This is a genomic window from Streptomyces sp. NPDC056452 (genome assembly GCF_042796085.1).
In the GTDB taxonomy this organism is placed as follows: Bacteria; Actinomycetota; Actinomycetes; order Streptomycetales; family Streptomycetaceae; genus Streptomyces.
On the sequence record NZ_JBHTRI010000002.1, the window covers coordinates 271,935 to 290,237 of the forward strand.

The window sequence follows — 18,303 nt, forward strand, 5'->3', positions numbered from 1 at the left end:
GCCGGGTTCAGGCCCATCGCGCCAGCAGCGCACCGCAGTAGGTGTCGACGCCCATCAGCGGCGGCGGGGGCAGGGTGGGCTGGACCGCGCGTACATGGCGGGCCACTGCCGGGGACCACTGGTGCAGCGGCAGCCAGCCCGCGACGTGCGCCTGTTCGCGGTCGGTGCCCGGACGGCCGTCGCCGCCCACGTCGTGCAGGACGCGGGTGCGCAGCCGGCGGCGCCGGACGACGTGGGTGGTGAAGGTGGCTGCCACGGCGCGCATCTGGGCAGCGGTGAACACCGGTGGCAGTGCCGGGGTGTCGTGGTAGATCCGCAGGAAGTCGATGTCTATCAGGGCGTGGGTGACGTCCTCGGGAACGGTGACGGCGGCGTACGACGGCCGGTAGAGGGAGCCGTCCTCCGCCGGTGAGCCGGTGGCCGACCAGCCCGTGTACACCCGGCCGAAACTCGGCCAGTACGGCCATGTCGCCACGCCGTTCGTCACGGTCAGGTCGTCGCGCAGCGACCGCGCGATCGCGGCCGCGCGCTGGGTGAACTCCTCGTCGCGTGTGACGGCGGCCAGTTGGACCAGGGTGCGGCCCATCGCCAGGAACTCGTTCGTGGGGAGTTCGGCGCCCGCGAAGGAGACGGGCTCGTCGGGCAGCCAGCGGTAGAAGCCCCGGCCGTCGCCCGTGGTTCCCCACTGCTCGTCATGGGCGCGGACGGCCGTCACCGCGGCGTCGAGGTATCCGTCCAGCCGGGCGTGGACGGACGGTGCCACCGTGTCGGGCCGCTCCCGGGCGAGACGGACCAGCCCGGCCAGGGGGTAGGCGATCATCCCGGTCTGCGCGGCGAGCGCCACCACGGCGGGACGAGCGGTGTACGTGCCGGCACGGATCTGCCGGTGATCAGTCGTCAGCAGCCGGGCGGTGACGCCGCTGCGCTGCCTGTACGCCTCGTAGAGGGCCTGATCCGCGCGATCGGCGCACTCGGGGTCCAGGCTCAGTCCGTCGACCGTGAAGGCATGCTTGCGCGCGGATCCGGTGACCGTCAGCGTGAACCGGTCCCCGGGTTCGGGCTCCACGGTGACCTGCAGGTTGCGCGTGTGCGGTGGGCAGATGCTCACGTCCAGCGCCGGCCGGCCCCCGCTGTCCGGGACGGTGACGGAACAGGCGGTGAACTTCCCCGCGGTGCTCCACACCGGGCGGCTGCGGCCGCGGTGGTCCTCGATGCCCCGTACGTCGTCACGGGCGTCCAGGACCTGGTCGATCAGCTCGGCGAGACGTTCGGAGTACCGGGGGTCGCCGGTGCGCTCGGCCATCATCAGGTACCCCTGCATCCGCCAGGACGTTCCCCAGCCGATCACTCCCGCCTCGTTGTCGGCGGGTACCCCGGGCCCGGACACTCCCGTCAGGCCCTCCTCCACCGCGTGGAAGTAGCGCACGCCCTCCCGGTGCAGCCGTGATCCGCCTCTGCCCGCGACCTTCATTCCGCCCCCGCGAATCGTTCCTGCCCGGACCCGACGGCCCGCCGGCCAACGGCGGTGCTGACGGCCGGGGTTGATGTGACGGCCCCAACTGCCGAAATCCGCACGACCATACGGCCTCTTCCGCGCAGGTGACCCCGCCGATGCGCGAGGAACTGCCGACGCCTGTCCCGCGGGCACCCGGCCGCCGGAAGGGGTTCCCGCGCAATGTATTGACGCCCCGGCCGATAGCTCTTAACGTCCGTGGCGCTTGTTCGTAAATTTTATCGAAACTTTCGAAAAAGCCGACCGGAATGAGAGTCCTCCGATGAGATACCTGCGCTTCGCCACCGCTGCCCTCGCCACGGCCGCCCTGTCGCTGCCACTGGCGGCGAGCTCGGCCACGGCCGAGCCGTCCTCCGGCCACCGGGACGCGCACCACTCCCACGCCAAGCCCGACACACTGCGCCGGGCCGCTCCCGACGGGTTCTTCGTGGGCACCGCCGTGGCCGGTGGCGGCCACCACCTCGAGCAGGACTACCCGGATCCCTTCACCTCGGACAAGAAGTACCGGAAGGCCATGGGGCAGGAGTTCAGCTCGCTCTCCCCCGAGAACCAGATGAAGTGGGAGTACATCCACCCCGAGCGGAACCGCTACAACTTCCAGATGGCCGACGCCATCGTCGACTTCGCCGACCGCAACAACCAGGTCGTGCGCGGGCACACGCTCCTGTGGCACAGCCAGAACCCGGCATGGCTGGAGGAGGGCGACTTCTCCGACCAGGAGCTGCGCTCCATCCTGCGCAAGCACATCACCACCGTCGTCGGCCGTTACGCGGGCCGGATCCAGCAGTGGGACGTGGCGAACGAGATCTTCGACGGTGAGGGCAAGCTGCGCACCGAGGAGAACATCTGGATCCGCGAGCTCGGTCCCGGCATCATCGCCGACGCCTTCCGATGGGCGCACGAGGCCGACCCCAAGGCGAAGCTCTTCTTCAACGACTACGGCGTCGAGGACGTCAACGCCAAGAGCGACGCGTACTACGCACTCGTCAAGGACCTGCTCAAGCAGCGTGTGCCCGTGGACGGTTTCTCCTCGCAGGCGCACCTGAGCACGCGCTACGGCTTCCCGGGCGGCCTCGAGGAGAGCCTGCGCCGGTTCGGCAAGCTGGGCCTCGAGACGGCCATCACCGAGCTGGACGTGCGCATGGACCTGCCGGAGGGCGGTGTGCCCACCGACGCGCAGCTGCAGCAGCAGGCCGACTACTACCAGCAGGCCCTGTCGGCGTGCCTGGCCGTGAAGGACTGCAACTCCTTCACGATCTGGGGCTTCACCGACAAGTACTCCTGGGTCCCGGTGTTCTTCGAGGGAGAGGGCTCCGCGACGGTCATGACGGACGACCTCACCCGCAAGCCCGCCTACTTCGCCCTGCAGTCCACCTTGAAGGAGGCGCGGGAGCGCTGACTGCTCCCGACCCGGTGAACGTGGGCGGTCGACCCGCCCGTCGAAGGGTCCTCCGGCTACGGAGTGCGGCTGAAGGACCGGCGGTAGGAGCGGGGCGGAACTCCCCGGCGCCGTACGAACTGTGAGCGCAGGACGGCGGCGCTCCCGAAGCCGACCAGGCGGGCGATCTCCTCGACGGGCAGGTCCGTGGTCTCCAGGAGCTCCTCGGCACGGCTGAGCCGCAGGCCGAGGAGCCAGGCGTGGGGGGTGGTGCCCGTCGAGGCGGCGAAGCGGCGGGCGAAGGAGCGCCTGCTCATCAGGCACCGGCGGGCCAGCTCCGCCACCGGAAGCGACTCGTGGAGGTGCTCGCGGGCCCAGGCGAGCACCTCGGCGAGCCGGTCGTCGTTGCAGTCCTCGGGCGCCGGGGCGGCCAGGTACTGGGCCTGTCCACCGTCGCGGTGGGACGGCAGGACCAGGTCCCGGGCGATGGCGTTGGCCGTGGTGGCGCCGTACTCCCGGCGCAGGAGGTGCAGGCACAGGTCGAAACCGGCGGCGGCTCCCGCACCCGTGACGATCCGGCCCTCGTCGATGTACAGGGCGTCGGGTTCGACGGTGATGTCCGGGTGGCGGTCGGCCAGCAGGCCGGTGAACCGCCAGTGCGTGGTGGCGCGAAGCCCGTCGAGCAGCCCGGCCGCGGCGAGCGCGAAGGCGCCGACGCAGTGTCCGGCGACCAGTGCGCCGCGCTCGTGCGCGGAGGTCAGCGCATCGAGCACGGCGGGTCCCGGCGGTGTACGGAAGTCCGCCCAGGGCAGGGCGATCACCAGGTCGGCCGCGGCAAGCCGGTCCAGGCCGTGCTCGACGACGACCGGGAGCCCGACATCGGTGCGGATCCGTCCCGGCCGGTCCGTGCACAGGGCGAAGTCGAAGCGGGGCAGGTCCTGGCCGCGCGCGTCGAACACCTCGGAGGCGATGCCGGCGCCGAGCATCCCGACACCGGGCGGGGCGTAGGCGGCGACGGTCACGAAGGGCGGCATGCGGGCAGTCTGGCACGATTCACGCGATCGGTGGCAGTACGGCCACTCGTGAAGAGGGGCGCCGGCGCGAAGACTTGGGGCCATGACAGACGCACCGCTCGGCCGCAGCGCCACGTACAGCATCCTGACCACCGGCTACACCCTCTCCACCGGACCCGGGGTGGCCGCCACCGTCTCCTACATCAGCGACGGGGGACTTCACGTGATCGTCGACCCGGGCATGGTGGCCGGCCGCGAGCGGATCCTCGGGCCGCTCGCGGAGTCGGGAACGGGCCCGGACGACATCACCGATGTCGTGCTCAGCCACCACCATCCGGACAACACCATGAACGTCGGCCTCTTCGGCCGGGCCCGCGTCCACGACCACAAGGCGATCTACCGGAACGACCAGTGGACCGACCGTGACGCCGAGGGCTACGAACTGACCCCCTCGCTCAGGCTGATCCGCACCCCGGGCCACAGCCGCGAGGACATCACCTTGCTGGCAGGTACGGACGCGGGTGTGGTGGCCTTCGTCGGGGACCTGTGGTGGCGCCCCAACGGCCCGGTGGACGACCCGGTCGCCCCGGACCAGGAGATGCTGCTGGCATCCCGGCTCCGGGTACTCGCCGCCGCCGACCTGATCGTGCCCGGCCACGGCCCCGCTTTCCCCGCCGACGACACCGCACCGCGCTGACGGCCGTCCAGGAAGCACGAATTCTTCCGCACCGGGTGGGATCGTTTTACCTGTATTCAGAGGCGGTAATAATTCGATTTCCCATGCAGATGGAATTCGAATTGTTGCCGGGATCCGCTCATTGAGTTGCTTTCCCGGACAGGACCGGCGTGCTGCGGCAACGTAAAGAACCGGCCCTGTATCCCTTGCACGTCCGCGTGAGGCGAGGGAAGGCTGGAGACAATGGTCGGGCGCAGGGATTTCCTCAAGGCCGGTGCCGCGGGGGGTGCGGCCATGCTTTCCACAGGCTGTTCCGGGAACGCGGGCGAATCGTCGACGGGGCACGGGACAGGGGCCGGTCACGGGACGGGGCACGGGACAGGGTCTTCGGACGGCGTGCCGCAGACCCCTCCGCTGAAGAAGTACGTCGACCCGCTGCCCAGACCGATGACAGCCATCCCGGATCCTTCCGTCTATCCGGGCGCCGACTACTACGACATCACGATGCGGAAGGGCTCGTGGCAATTCCACCGGGATCTCGATCCGGCACCCGTATGGGGTTACTGGGCCGCCAACCCTCACGATCGCGACAAGCCCATCGGCATGGGCTATCTCGGGCCGACCATCAACGTGACCAAGGGCCGCCCGTCCGTCGCCAAGTACCGCAACGAACTGCCGACCACCCATCTGTTCCAGTCCGTGATCGACGCCATTCGCGGCGGGGACCCCCAGCTCGCCCCGAGCCCTCCGCCTCCGTACAGGAGCGAAGCGCCCTTCCCCAAGAACATCAACGTGTGGAACGTCGTGCACCAGCACGGCGGTTTCACGGCGCCGCAGTCCGACGGCATGCCGCACCAGTCGTACAGCCCGGACGGCTTCCACGCCGATCACTACGCCACGCTGGAACCCGACCGGGTCAAGCGCAACGAAGCGATCTTCGGCTACACCAACCACGAGCGCGCGACCATGCTCTGGTACCACGACCATGGCATGGGGATGACCAGCCTCAACGTCTACGCGGGCCTGGCCGGTCTCTACCTCGTCCGTGACCCCGCCGACGTGAAACTCGGCCTGCCGCGCGGCGAATTCGAGGTCCCGCTCATCCTGCAGGACCGGACCTTCCACCGGGACGGCTCGCTCGCCTACACGATGACCCAGAGGGAGGGAGAGGACACCCCGGTCGTCAACGGGAAGGCGTACCCGTACCTGGCGGTCGAGCCGCGTCGCTACCGGTTGCGCATCCTCAACGCTTCGAACGAGCGCTTCTGGCGGCTGAGGTTCGACGTCCCCAGGGACGTACTGCCCCAGCCCACCCTGCCGTTCTGGCTGATCGGCACCGACGGCGGCTTCCGAGCCCCGCTGCCGATGCTGAACTTCCTGATCGGTCCGGCCGAGCGGTACGACCTGATCGTCGACTTCAGCCGGATGCCCATGGGCACGGAGATCACGCTGACGAACTACCACGCGCCTGTGCACTACCCCGGTGTTCCGGGCCTCGGACCGCAGATCTCGGAGATCATGCAGTTCCGGGTCACCGAACCCCTGTCCGGGGGTGCGGACAGGACGACACCGCCCAAGAAGCTCGAACTGCCGGCGGTCACACCCATCGAGCCGGAACCGGACACCCGTCGGCGGCAATGGGTCGTGTACCAGCACAAGCTCTTCAGCACCATGACGTTCAACGCGATGCCGTTCATGGAGCCGTCCCAGGACTTCATCAAGGCGGGATCGTCGGAGATCTGGGAATACATCAACACCAACCACGACGCCCACCCGATGCACGTCCACCTCATCAACTTCCAGGTGCTGAACAGGCAGCCGATCGACGCCGTCGGATACCAGGCGGACTACGAGAAGTGGATCGACGGGGGCCGTGAACCGGAGGACCTGCCGGTGCTGGCGAACTACTTCACCGGCCCGCCGATTCCGCCGGCCCCGGACGAGGCGCTGTCCTACAAGGACACCGTCAAGTCCTATCCGGAGACGGTCACCAGGATCATCATCCAGGACTTCACCCCGCCGATGGATGCGATCGCGTCGATTCCGGGCAGCGGTACGACCCTGCCGGCGACGTACATCCACCACTGCCACCTGCTGGAGCACGAGGACGACGACCTGATGCGCCCGTGGACGATCGTCGCGGACGGCGAGCACGAGGCCGACGACACGGGCGGCCACGGCCACGGCAAGGGTCCGGGACCGGCACCGACGGCGTGAGACGTGGGGCAGGTGTTCACGTCCAGGATCTTCGGAAGGGCGACGGCACGGCTCGGCATCGATCAGACTGAGGTTCGGGCGGGCGCGAGCGGACGCCCGGACGCCGGGACGCAGTTGGATACGGGGGATGCACATGGATGTGCCCATCGGGTCCGAGGAGTGGCCGGCGCGCAGTCTGCTGGGGATGCTGTCGCCGCCGGCCCGGCAGGAGCTGCTCGGCCTGGGCACCCGGTCACGGTTCGACGCGGGTGACGTGCTGCTCAGCGAGGGGGCGGACGACCAGCACGTACTGCTGCTGCTGTCAGGCCTGGCCAAGGTCACGGCGACGGTGGAGAACGGTGAGGGTTCGCTCCTCGCGGTCCGGGCCGCCGGGGACACGGTCGGCGAGATGGCCCCGATGACCGGCGCCGCGCGCTCCGCGACGGTCACCGCCTGCAGCCCGCTGACCGCCCGGAAGGTGCCGGGGCAGGTACTGCGGGGACTGCTGCTGCGCCGCCCCGAGGTCGCCCTGGCCCTGACCGCCATCGTCGCCGACCGGTTGCGCTGGGCGAACCGGCGGCGGCTGGACTTCCGCGGGTATCCGGCGAAGGTGCGCCTCGCCCGGCTGCTGGTGGAACTCGCCGTGTCGTACGGAACGGCCGGGACCGGCGGCGTGGTGATCGGCTGCCGGCTGACACAGCCCGAACTGGCGACCCTGATCGGCGCCGCGGAGACGACCGTCCACAAGGTGCTGCGTGAACTCCGCGACGAGGACCTGCTGGTGACCGGCTACCGTTCCACCACCCTCCGGGACCTGCCCAGGCTCAGGAAGCTCGCGGACCTGGCGGGCGAAGGGTCGCTGTAGGGCCTGTCCGGCGGATCGGATTCTGCCGGACAGGCCCCGGGCCGGAAGGCCTCAGCGCTTGAGCGTGAAGGTGAAGTCGCTCGAGAGCTTGCCGCTCAGGCGGACCGTCGACACGAGGTTCCCCTCGGCGAGCAGTCTCCCGGCCTCGGCCCGCGCAAGGCCGAAGCCCTCGGCGATCAGCCGCACCGGCCGCACGGGGATCCGCGCCGCGAAGCGGACCGAGACCTCGATCGCCTCACCCTCCGGCTGATCCGGCCGGTCCGGCGCCCCGCAGTCGAGGCGCCAGGCGTCGTCCCAGTCGAGGGCGATGCGGTTGCGGCGCCGTACGACCGGGTCCTGGAGCAGTTCGGCCGCCAGGCCGGGGTCGTTGCCGTGCAGCAGGTTCAGGAGCTCCGGCCGCACGGAACGTACGTGCGTCCGCTCCAGGACAGTGAGTTTGGTGGTGTCCCCGCATTCCGTGCACAGGGCGAGGAGCCAGGCGTCGAGGAGCTTGTGGTTCGCGTTGACGCGGAATTTGCCGCTCGCCCGGAAGCGCCCGGAGGCGCACCTGTGGCAACGGCGGAGGACTATCGGCAGGCAGGTGGGCACAACCACCCAGGTTCTGGACACAGAAGTACACCGGTTCAGTGAGAGGACCGCAGCGAAAAGGAGCACGGCGCACAGGTGCGACGCGCGACGGATCAGCGCTCGGGGGGTCTCACTTGGTGTACAACGGCACGTCCTTGACGGGGCGACTGCGGGCGCAAGGACGGTATCGGGGCACGGGGACGGGGCTCCACCGATTTTCGGGCGGGCGGCGATGCCGCGGGCGGGCAGCGATGCCACAGGCGGGCGGCGATGCCCCGCGGAGGGCGCCCGCACACCCGGTGCGCCCCGCGTCCACCGAGCCGGTGTCAGCCCAGGACCGGCAGCAGGATCACTCCCAGTCCCGCGCTCACGCCCATCACGGCCGTACACACCACCGCCCTCGCCAGCCAGCGGTACTTGCGTACGGCGACGCGGGCGAGGAACCGCACGGTGTGCGACAGTTCCCGGCGGTCCGCGGCCTCGTCCGGGGCCGCGCCGTCGGCGGGCAGGATGTCGGGGCCCGATGCCAGATGGACGAAGCTGTACCGGTTGACGGCCGTTGCCTGCAGCACGCGGGGGCTCAGCGTCACCGCCAGGCTCACCGCCCCGCCGATCAGGCCGCAGACGAACAGGACCAGCAAAGCTCCGGCGAACACACCGCCCGCGCCGCCCTGTTCACAGGCGCGCACGGCCTGTCGGCTCCACGTTCCCGCCGTGCCGGCCAGCGCCGCCTGCGCCGCTGCCAGGATGCCGGCCTTCGTGTCCGCGTGCTGGTGGGTCGCGTGCAGAGCGGTGAACATGTACTGCGCAGGGCGGCTGTCGGTGACCTGCACCGTTGGTGCCACGGAAGTCGCCTCCTCCGGTCGACGGGGTGTGTTCCGTCCAGTAGGGGGCGAACGACGCGGCCGAACCAGTCACTTCTGTGGGTTCTCGGAACTTCGGCAGAAGTCACAGATCCCGGCAATCCGTATTTCCACGGGGTTCACACCGGTGCGCGGGTGTACCACTTCAGTACCGGTGCCCGCTTTCGGGGGAGCGGGCGCCGGTACCTTCCGCGGGAGGCCGCGGAGGGCTGCCGGGCAGTCCGGCCGGAATGTGGTGACTCCGTTGATTTCCAGGGAGTTCGAGTGAAACGGCATCGTCCCCCGGGGAGCACGTGTAGCCCGGGAGGTGTCATGGCAGGGAACGGTCTCGATGGGCGGGGTGGCATGGGAGATTTCGAACGCAGGCTGCTGCTGACAGTCGATGCGGAGGGGTACGGCCGCGCCGACGTGGTGACGCAGCGCGAGTTCCAGGAGGCGATCACGCGGCTGTTGGGCGAGGCCGCCGACGCCGCACGGCTGGACCGCGAGGGATGGACGACGCAGCAGGGCGGGGACTCGGTGTTCGCGGTCCTGCCCGCGGAGGCCTCCGAGCCCGTCCTGGTCGACGTGTTCATGCGCAGCCTGGATGCGGGCCTGCGGGTCTTCAACCGCAACCGGAATCCGCAGGCACGGCTCAGGCTCCGGGCGGCGGTCCACTTCGGCCCTGCCTCGCCGGGTGCCAACGGTTTCGTGGACACGGCCCCGGTCGAGATCGCCCGTATCCGCGACTCCGCGGCCCTGCGCACCGCCCTGAAGGAAGCACCGGAGGCCTGCCTGGCCGTCGGGGTGTCGGCGACCGTCTTCCGTGACGTCGTGCGGGGGGAGGCGCACACCACCCTCCGCAAGGACGAGTTCCGACAGGTGCGGGTCAAGGAGAAGGAGTTCCGGGGGAAGGCCTGGATCTGGGTACCGGGTGCTGTGGAGGGGCTACGGCATCCGAAGGGGCCCACCACTGCCGCTTCGGACCTCGCTCCGGACGACGTGGACGAGGTTCCCGAAGGCGGACAGCGCCACGCGACCGAGGTGCGGGGCGACGTGGTCGCGGGTGAGGTGGCCGGGGAGGCGGTCGGGGTGCGCACGGACCAGCGGTCGGGCAGATTCAACGGCACCGTCAAGGTCGATCGCGTGGCGCCTTCCGGCACGGTGGTCGGGGTGGACATCCGCGGCGCCGGCGGTGAGAAGTGAGCGCCGGCAGGGCCGGGAAGGGCCGGGCCTTCGAGGACGTGGTCCGTGCCCGGACGGAGGCGGACTTCGTCGAGCGCGACTGGCTGTACGCCGAGATCGAGCGGGCCCTGGACTCGGAGCGCGGTCAGTACGTCCTGGTGACGGGCGAGCCGGGCGCGGGCAAGACCAGCCTGCTCGCCGGAATGGCTCGGGCCCGTCCCGACCGGCTCCGGTACTTCTTCAGACGGGACAGCCGGATCGCCCTCACCGGCGGTGACACCCAGTCGTTCCTGCTGACCATCGGGCACCAGCTCGCGCGGGTGCGCCCGGAGCTCTTCGACCTGGATTCCCTCTCCGTGGTGGTCAAGCAGCACATCGATGCCGTCGAGGCCGAGGGCCGCGTGGTCGGGATCAGGATCGAGGACCTGAGGGTGTCGCCGTTCCGGCGCACCGCCACCCTGAAGGTCGAACAGGACATCGAAGACCTGGCGGGCGAGGCCGTAGCCGTCCAGATCGGCACGGCGCACCTGGAGCCCCGTCTGCTGGACCCCGACAACCTGGCGCACCTGGCGCTGATCGGGCCGGCACAGGTACTGGCCGCACAGGATCCCGAGGCCAGGATCGTCATCCTGCTCGACGCACTGGACGAGATAGCCGACGACGACACCACCGAGCCCAGGAAAGGGCTCCTGCACTGGCTGGCCCGCTCCCCCGAACTGCCCGCCAACGTGAAGGTGGTCATGACCGCCCGTCCGCACTCCGGTCTCCGGCTGTTCCGGGCGGCCCGGGAGGAGCGGCTCACCGAGGTGGTCGTCGACGCGGGCTCACCCCAGGTCGTCAACGACCTGCGCGTCTACGCGGACCGCGTCCTGGAGACGGACGCCGTCATCGCCATGGAGCAGGCCAGAGGCCACCTGCCGGGCAGCGCGAAGCGGCACGCGGTCAAGAGGGCCGCCGGCAACTTCCTGTATCTGGCGACGTACGCACGGGCGCTGAACGAAGCGGTCGCGGGACAGGACGGCGAACTGGTCGACAAACTCCTGGTCTTCAGCGGCGTACCGGGCAGTCTCCCCGGGCTGTACGGGTTCTTCGTGGAGCTGGCCCGCGAGGAACTCACCCCGTGGCCGAGGAACAGGGCCGGTGAACCGGCCGGCTGGGAGGGGGTGGGCCTGCCGGTCATCGGCGTGCTGACGGTGGCGAGGGAAGCGCTGACGGAGGACCAGCTCAGCGCACTGTCCGGCACGCCCGTACAGGACGGACCCGCGCGGAAGGTTCTGGAGAGCCTGCGGTGGCTGCTGGACCGCAGAGACGATCGGATCGCCTTCTTCCACACCTCGATCAGTGAATTCCTCGCGGGGGAGGAAGCCCGGACGAAGCACCCGGAGTGCTGGGTCGACGAGACCGAATGGCACGAACAGATCGTGCGGCACTACCGCGCCGATGCGGTGAAGTGGGAGGAGGTGGACTGGACGGAGGTGGACCGCTACGGCCTGGTCCACCTCGCCACGCACCTCCTCAGGGCCCGGCCGCGCAACTTAGACGAGGCGGTCGACCTGGTCTGCCCCGGCCTGCGTCGGGCTGTCAGAGCGGAGTTCGGAGCTCATGGCAGGTTCCTCGAACTCGTCGACAGCGTCGCCCACCACATCGCGGACAGCGCACCCGTGGGCTCCGGACTGCCCGCGCTGATGTACCTCGGCGTCGTACGCCGGCAGGCCGCCCAGTCAGGCAACGCACTGCCGACACGGGTGATCGGCCTCCTCGCCCGGACGGGCCGCCGCCAGGAGGCCCTGGAGTACGTGGCGGGGATGACGCCCTCGTCGCAGCAGTTCACCGCCGTCACGGAGATCCTGAAGTACGCGAATCCCGGCTCCGGCGAGCCCCCGTACGAGGAACTGCTGGACCTCCTGGTCGAGTCCGTGCTCACCATTCCGAGGCACGGCAACGACCACTACCGGGGCACGGACGCGAAGGCCGCGGCGGAGACAGCCGCGCAGCTCCTCGCACCGCACGATCTCGAACGCGCACTGCGGCTGTGGCGGCACGGCCGGGACTGGTCGGAGCGGGCGTCCCGCCCCGAGGAGGAGCCGGACGCCGTGTACCGGGCCGCCGCCGTCGCCGAGCAGGACGTGGACAGGGCCCGTGTCCTCATCGGCAGGATCCGCGGGGACCGCTGGACGGACTACCTGGACCTGGCCGAGCGCGCCGACGCCGGACGGGCCACCGAGCTGCTGTGGGCGGCCGAGAGGTCCTTGGACACCCTCGGGCCGGCGGTACGGGTGTCGGCCCTGTCGAGACTGGCCTCCGCGTGGGCGCCGCACGATCCGGACACCGGTCGACGGTTCCTCGCCGAGGCGCTCGCGCAGGTATTCGATGCGGGCGACGAAGGGCAGCTCGCTCCCGAACTGACCGGGGCCGCGACCGCGTTGAGCAGCATCGCTCCCGATGCCGCCCGTCTGCTGCTGGCCCGCCTGGACACGGTCGTCGTCAACGGCATCACCGAACGCGCCCTCCTCGACGCTGCCGGCCTGTGGACCCGCTGGGGGTGGCCCGGACGGGCGCGGGCTCTCGTCGACCGGTGCCTCGCATGGTCCAGCAGCCCATGGGCGGAGCTGTCCGCCAGGAAGGCCCTCGGGCAGTCGGACCGGGCGGAGGACCTGCGGCTCATCGAGAAGGTCCATGCCGACGTCCCCGAGCCGCCGGCCGATCCGACGGCGTACGGATGGGCCGCGCGGCAGAGGGAGGACGACCTGAGCGGTGTGGTCCGGCGCATGGCCGAGTACGACCTCGCCAGGGCGGCGCAGATGGCCGGAGGTGTCGCAGGTTCCTTCACCCGGTACGAGCTGCTCGCCGACATCGCCCACCTCCACCTCGACCGGGGCGAGGCTTCGCAGGCGGCCGCGCTCCTGGAGGAGGTGCTGCGGAGCGTCGAGCAGCCGGCCCCGCTCCGGGGGAGCGGCGGTGCCGGTACGGGCTTCACGACCGCGTCGCCCGAATCGAGTGCGCCACCCGCCAGGAACCAACTGGAGAAGGCGAACATCGGTGCGGTCATGGGCATGTTCAACCTGAGCCATCATTGGGCCGCCCGCGCGCGTGGGCACTTCTTCCGCGAACCGGTGGACGTGGTCCGCGCTGTCGAGCTGGGGCCGTCCGGCAACACGGCCAGAGCGATCCGGAGTCTCGCGGGGCGGCTGGCGCACCGGGACCTGGACCGGGCGGGCGCCCTCGTACGGGCGATCGCGGATCCCGGAGAACGGGCCATCGGTTTCGCGGAGCTCCACCGGGCCGCGCACGGCCCCGACAGCAGCGATTCCCACCACGGCCCCGAGGCGGACGCGTTCGCCAGGGAGATCGACCGTTCACTCGACGAACTGCCGCGGCACCGGTGGACGGTCGGCCCCGGCGACGACTCCGAGCAGCACAAGGCGTGGGCGTACGCGCGCCCCGACATCCGCGTCCGCTTCGAGCTGGCCGTGCGCGCGCTGGGATGCCGGAAGGCGGACATGCAGGGGCTCCAGGGACTGACCTTCCTGGTCCACGTACAACGGCACGCCATGCTCTCGTGGGCGTCCAAGGTGTTCGCGGCCGACATGATCCGGCGGCAGCGGCCCCATCAGATCTTCACGGAGACCCATCTGGAGAACCTCGCCCAGAAGCTGGACCAGAGCGATGAGATAAGCCTGAGCAGGGTCGCCGCAGCCGCGTACCACGAGTTCCGGATCGCACGGGAGGTGCCCGGATACACCTTCCACGCACCGAAGGTACGCATCGACGACCCGATCTACGCGGCAGCCGTGGACCTCGTGACCCCCGCACCCGGCGCCGCCTTCCTCAGCCCCTCTTTCACACGACGGCTCCGGGGGCTGCTGGACACCGGACCGCTGCCCGCGGCGGCCGATCTGGTCGCCTTCGCCGCGGAGGCAAGGCCCGAGAACAGGGACGAGATCCGTGCGCTGGCCGCGGAGGTCGCCGCGAAGGCCCGTGACGGTTCCGCGACCGGCGTGGACGCGCTGGCGGCCCTGGCGGCGTCGCCCGTACTCGGCGACCTGGTGGATCCGGTCGGCCTCCTCCACGAAGCGGAACGCTGCACGTTCGGCTGGCCGGGCGAGCACTGGATTCCCGGCGATGTCGTGGTCCGTCTGTTCCCCGTGCTGCTGGAGCGCGCGCCGGCCGTCGCGCTGCGCAGGTTCTACGGGGTCGTCTCGGCGGACTGGTCCTTCGCCATGGGGCTGCTGGAACGCGGGGCGGACGCCCTGATCGACGCACTGGACACCGACCTGGCCGCCACCTTCGGCTCGGCCGTGGCCCGCGCGCTCGCCTGCACCTCTCCCGACGGCACTGCACCCGATGTGGTGGACGGTGTCCGTCTGGCCCGACTCGTCGCCACCGGCGACGCGGCCGACGGGCGGGCATCATGACGCGTCCCGTCGACCCGGCGGTGGAACAGGCGCACACGGACGTCCTGGACCTGTTCCTCAGCAATCCCGCCGCGGACCCCATCGGGCTGGAGGCGGTGTGCCGCGCGGCCCGGGACCGGCTCGCGCTGCTGCCGGCCCTCGATCCGCACGATCCGCAGACCTGGAGCTCGTACGCCCTGATCACGAGGGACGTACAGACACTCCTCGGCTATCTGCGCGAGGCCGAGGTCCCGAGCAGCGAACCGGAGCACTTCCGCTCCCTGCTGATCCGTGTCCTCCTCTACCTCTACGAAGCGGACCGAGCGGCCCCCGGCGCCCTGCTGGCGGAGATCGTCCACGGCGACTGGGAGGCACGGCTCGGTGAGTCGCACACCGACACGCTCAGGGCCGCCGAACGGCGTGCCGCCTGCCTGCACGCGGGCGGCGACTCGGAACGGTCGCGGCCACTCTTCGAGAGGATCCTCGTCCTGCGGACGAGGATGCTCGGCAGCACCGACCCCTCCACCCTCCTCGCGTCCTGCAATCTGGGCGCCTGCCTCAACCAGCTCCAGGACTACGAGGCGGCGTTCGAGCTGAACCGCGTCACCGCACGGCTGTGTGAGCAGCGACTCGGCAAGGACGACGGAACGACTGCCCTGGCCACGGGGAACCTCGCCGGCAGCCTGTTCGGACTCGGCGAGTACCGGAAGGCTCTGGCTCTCTACCGGGACATCCACCGGCGGCACCTGCGGGCATCGGGTGCGGACTCGCTGGCGGCGCTTCGCGCGGAAGGGAACGTCGCCATCGCCCTCCACAAGCTCGGGGACCACGAGGCGGCACGCGCCGTCAACGCGGACCTGCTGCCGAAGTTCGAGCGCGCGGTCGGAAAGGACCACTCGGCCACCGAGCAGACGCGCAGCCGCCTGGAGATGAACCTGCGGGCGCTGGGGCGCAAGGAGGAGGCCGACGAGGTCCACGGAGGAATTCCGGACTTCTGAAGGTCCCGGCGGCTACTGCGACGGGTTGAGCTTGCGGAAGTACGTCCAGCTCGTCTCGTTCGGCTCGCTCCACTTCTCAGGGGCCCGGGCGAACTCCGGCTGATGGGCGGCGATGTAGGAGCGGGTCCGCTCGGGGACCTCGGCGTACGAGCCGAGCTTGCGGCCCCGGCAGTGGAAGGTGAGCCCGCCGGGCTCCTGGCCGCGGGCCATCCACGGGAGCCACGGGGACATCCGGGTCCACGACATGGTGGCCGGGACGCTCGGAGCCGGGCCGGCCAGGTCGGCCCGGTCGGCAAAGAACTGGAAGAGCTCCAGTGCCTTGTACGTGTCGCCGGCCGAGTGGACGGGGTACTGGGAGACCGGCAGCGGCGAGGGGTAGGCGAGCGGGATCTCCAGGCTGAAGCAGAGCTGTCCGCCGAGCTCGGTCGTCGGGATCGGGAAGGGGCGCCACTTCTGGTTCGCCGGGTCGTTCCAGACGTGCACCACGGGCAGGTCCTGCCAGGTCTCCAGGATCTCGCGGGTGGCGGGGTCCAGGTAGAAGGCGGCCTCGCGGGTGAGCAGTTGACAGGCGTCGGGTCCGGCTTCGGTGTCCTGCACCAGGCGGGCGACGTTGAGCCCTTCGAAGCCGAAGACGCGTTGGTAGGGCTGGTCGGGGGCCCAGGAGTACACGTCTCCCGACCACCAGTACGTGACCTCCTCGCCGTCGAGCGAGGCGCGGGTGCGGGCGAAGTCGCGGAGCAGCTCTGCGGGTGTCGTCATACGGAGTACTCTGCGCGACATCCGCCCCGGCGGGGCAGGAATCAGCCGCAGCGAAGAAGCCCCGGGCCGTCGGCCCGGGGCTTCTTCGACGACGGGGTGCTGTCAGTCCTCCCGCCGCTCCGCATCCTCCTGCAGGTAGGCGGAGATCATGGCGAGGTCGTCGGCGATGTCCAGCACGCCGTTGACGTCGGTCGTCGGGGTGGAGGCGCCGTTGACGCCGGCGAAGAAGACGTCGAAGCGGCCGTTGCCCTTGTCCAGGTAGCCGGCGATCGTGATGGCGCCGACGGCCAGGCGGTTGTTGAGGGCGTCAAGACCGACGGCGGCGCCGGTCTTCGCGAACACCTTGCCGCGCGCGGGGCAGTCGGTGCAGTTCTCCGCCAGCAGGCCGTCGACGCCGAGGATGGGCAGTGCGTTGCGGAAGACCTCGGCCTCGGGGGTGTGGTGCCAGTACGTCAGGATCTGCACCACGGCCGTGGGTGTGGTCCGGTCGACGGGGTTGCCGCCCCGGCCGTCGAGGAGCTGGACCTGTTTGCGGTCGACGCCCGCGCGGTCCAGGAAGTCGGCCAGCACCGGGAAGCCGTCCATGCAGTCCTGGCTGCCCTTCGCGACGGCCATCAGGCAGATCGCGAGGTTCCCGCCCAGGTTGTGGCTGACCTTGAAGATGAGTTTGGCGTACTGGGAGTAGGGCGGGGAGGTGTACTGGGCCACGCGCGGCCGGCCCTCGTACCCGTCGGGCAGCCGGCCCACCGGGTTGGCTCCCGTCGGGTCGGCGGTGACCTTCACCCCGGCCCGTCCGAGCGCCTCGATCAGCGCGGTGCGTCCGAAGGCCGCCGGGTCGGTGATGGGGGAGACCTTCAGCGCGGGTTCGGAGTCGGCTGCGATGGTGCCGGACAGCTTGATCCGGGTGCCGTTCTCGGAGGTCGTCACGTCGATGTCCGTCGGCTGCCCGGCTGCCACGGTCCTCACCGTCGAGGTGACCCGGTACGGGGCGACCTTCGGCCGCCAGTCCAGCCGCGCGGGCGCGCCGGGGCGGGCGCCGGGGGTGGACAGCAGGTCGATGAGGTTGTCGTTGATGATCAGCGGGGTCGGGACGGGGATGAAGACCGGCTCGGGCTGGAAGAGCCGGTTGTCGACGATCACGTTCCCGTTGACGCGGGTGATGCCGGAGCGCCGTACCTGCTGGGCGATCCGGTTGATCCCGGCGAGCGGGTTCTCCGGCGTGAGCGTGGCGCCGGGGAAGTCGTTGGCGTACGTGTGGTCGAGGTCGGTGTAGTCGACCGTTCCGTCGGGGCGGGTCCTGCCGCCCATGGTCAGGTCGCCCTGGGCGACGAGGTCGAGATCGCCGTTCAGCGTGCTTCCGCGGCGATCGCCGACCGCGTAGACCGGCGTCCTGAACCGGTGGTCGCCACCGAGGGTGTCCCACGCCCCGGAGGTGCCGAACAGCTTGGCCACCGACCCGGGGATGAAGAACTGCTCGGCGAACCGGCTGTGGACGACCTGCCCGCTGTCCGGGTCCTGCTGGAGCAGGCCCCACTGGGCGTTCGGGTAGTCCGGCTTCCCCATGATCTCCGTGATCCGCGGGTCGAGCCGGTCGGAACCGTCGTCGTCGGGCGACGGGGCCGCCTGTGCTGCCGCGCTCGACGTCAGGGCCAGGAGCAGCAGGGCACAGCATCCGGCGACCACACGACGCCGAAAAGATCCGAAACTCTCTCCTCGCACTGCAGCACGCACCGTTCGTCTCGGCAGTTTCCTGTCCATGGGCTCAGGTATGGCCCCCGACGGGCGCCGGATACGGGCGGCGCGAACGGTAGTCACCCGAACGGCACGGCGCATTCGTCGAAATGCGCAGCGAACGCCTGGCCGGGGCGGCCGGCCGGCACGGCCGCGGCCGGTTCCCCGCCGAAACGGGGACGCCGA

General features: G+C 70.5%; 13 protein-coding genes. 7 read left to right on the top strand and 6 right to left on the bottom strand.

From position 1 onward, the window contains the following. Positions 1 to 7 precede the first annotated feature (7 nt). Entirely contained in the window at positions 8 to 1,471 is a 1,464-nt protein-coding gene (locus ACFQ6X_RS03600) for a hypothetical protein (protein WP_383175250.1), read from the bottom strand. Positions 1,472 to 1,775: 304 nt separating this feature from the next. Here ACFQ6X_RS03600 and ACFQ6X_RS03605 point away from each other — a divergent pair, with 304 nt between their 5' ends. Next, the gene (locus ACFQ6X_RS03605; protein ID WP_383175253.1) at positions 1,776 to 2,912 is read left to right on the top strand and encodes an endo-1,4-beta-xylanase; all 1,137 of its coding nucleotides are present in this window, start codon (positions 1,776 to 1,778) and stop codon (positions 2,910 to 2,912) included. A gap of 56 nt (positions 2,913 to 2,968) precedes the next feature. On the opposite strand, the gene ACFQ6X_RS03610 is transcribed toward ACFQ6X_RS03605, so the two are convergent. Continuing rightward, positions 2,969 to 3,925 carry a GlxA family transcriptional regulator gene (locus ACFQ6X_RS03610; protein ID WP_383175256.1) on the bottom strand — a complete coding sequence of 319 codons (957 nt, stop codon included), beginning with the start codon at positions 3,923 to 3,925 and terminating at the stop codon, positions 2,969 to 2,971. 82 nt (positions 3,926 to 4,007) lie between these two features. Between ACFQ6X_RS03610 and ACFQ6X_RS03615 the strand changes: the two genes are divergently transcribed. The 3 genes from ACFQ6X_RS03615 to ACFQ6X_RS03625 all read left to right on the top strand — a co-directional run bounded on the left by ACFQ6X_RS03615 (position 4,008) and on the right by ACFQ6X_RS03625 (position 7,641). Then, a complete protein-coding gene (locus ACFQ6X_RS03615; protein ID WP_383175259.1) occupies positions 4,008 to 4,601 on the top strand; it encodes an MBL fold metallo-hydrolase in 594 nt (197 codons plus the stop codon). Between the two features lie 222 nt (positions 4,602 to 4,823). Further along, positions 4,824 to 6,797 (top strand): multicopper oxidase family protein, encoded by a 1,974-nt coding sequence (locus ACFQ6X_RS03620; RefSeq protein WP_383175262.1) that lies wholly within the window; start codon positions 4,824 to 4,826, stop codon positions 6,795 to 6,797. A 133-nt stretch (positions 6,798 to 6,930) separates the two neighbouring features. Beyond that, positions 6,931 to 7,641 carry a Crp/Fnr family transcriptional regulator gene (locus tag ACFQ6X_RS03625; protein WP_383175265.1) on the top strand — a complete coding sequence of 237 codons (711 nt, stop codon included), beginning with the start codon at positions 6,931 to 6,933 and terminating at the stop codon, positions 7,639 to 7,641. 51 nt (positions 7,642 to 7,692) lie between these two features. On the opposite strand, the gene ACFQ6X_RS03630 is transcribed toward ACFQ6X_RS03625, so the two are convergent. Continuing rightward, positions 7,693 to 8,250, bottom strand: a complete 558-nt coding sequence (locus ACFQ6X_RS03630; RefSeq protein WP_383175268.1) for a DUF1062 domain-containing protein — start codon at positions 8,248 to 8,250, stop codon at positions 7,693 to 7,695. A 284-nt stretch (positions 8,251 to 8,534) separates the two neighbouring features. Then, positions 8,535 to 9,053 (bottom strand): Pycsar system effector family protein, encoded by a 519-nt coding sequence (locus ACFQ6X_RS03635; protein ID WP_383175271.1) that lies wholly within the window; start codon positions 9,051 to 9,053, stop codon positions 8,535 to 8,537. 363 nt (positions 9,054 to 9,416) lie between these two features. On the opposite strand from ACFQ6X_RS03635, the gene ACFQ6X_RS03640 reads away from it, so the two are divergent. From ACFQ6X_RS03640 to ACFQ6X_RS03650, 3 genes are read left to right on the top strand one after another with little or no spacing between them, the layout of a single operon-like run. Next, complete coding sequence (locus ACFQ6X_RS03640; protein WP_383175274.1) at positions 9,417 to 10,256, top strand: hypothetical protein; 840 nt, start codon at positions 9,417 to 9,419, stop codon at positions 10,254 to 10,256. Continuing rightward, positions 10,253 to 14,650: a hypothetical protein gene (locus tag ACFQ6X_RS03645; RefSeq protein WP_383175277.1), complete on the top strand. Its 4,398-nt coding sequence runs from the start codon at positions 10,253 to 10,255 to the stop codon at positions 14,648 to 14,650. Before ACFQ6X_RS03640 ends, ACFQ6X_RS03645 begins: the two co-directional genes overlap by 4 nt. Continuing rightward, positions 14,647 to 15,627 (top strand): tetratricopeptide repeat protein, encoded by a 981-nt coding sequence (locus ACFQ6X_RS03650; protein WP_383175280.1) that lies wholly within the window; start codon positions 14,647 to 14,649, stop codon positions 15,625 to 15,627. Before ACFQ6X_RS03645 ends, ACFQ6X_RS03650 begins: the two co-directional genes overlap by 4 nt. A 12-nt stretch (positions 15,628 to 15,639) precedes the next feature. On the opposite strand, the gene ACFQ6X_RS03655 is transcribed toward ACFQ6X_RS03650, so the two are convergent. Together ACFQ6X_RS03655 and dacB are read right to left on the bottom strand one after the other, a co-directional pair. Then, positions 15,640 to 16,386 carry a DUF1838 family protein gene (locus ACFQ6X_RS03655; protein ID WP_383175283.1) on the bottom strand — a complete coding sequence of 249 codons (747 nt, stop codon included), beginning with the start codon at positions 16,384 to 16,386 and terminating at the stop codon, positions 15,640 to 15,642. A 102-nt stretch (positions 16,387 to 16,488) separates the two neighbouring features. Continuing rightward, complete coding sequence (dacB, locus tag ACFQ6X_RS03660) at positions 16,489 to 18,069, bottom strand: D-alanyl-D-alanine carboxypeptidase/D-alanyl-D-alanine-endopeptidase (protein ID WP_383175286.1); 1,581 nt, start codon at positions 18,067 to 18,069, stop codon at positions 16,489 to 16,491. Positions 18,070 to 18,303: the final 234 nt, after the last annotated feature.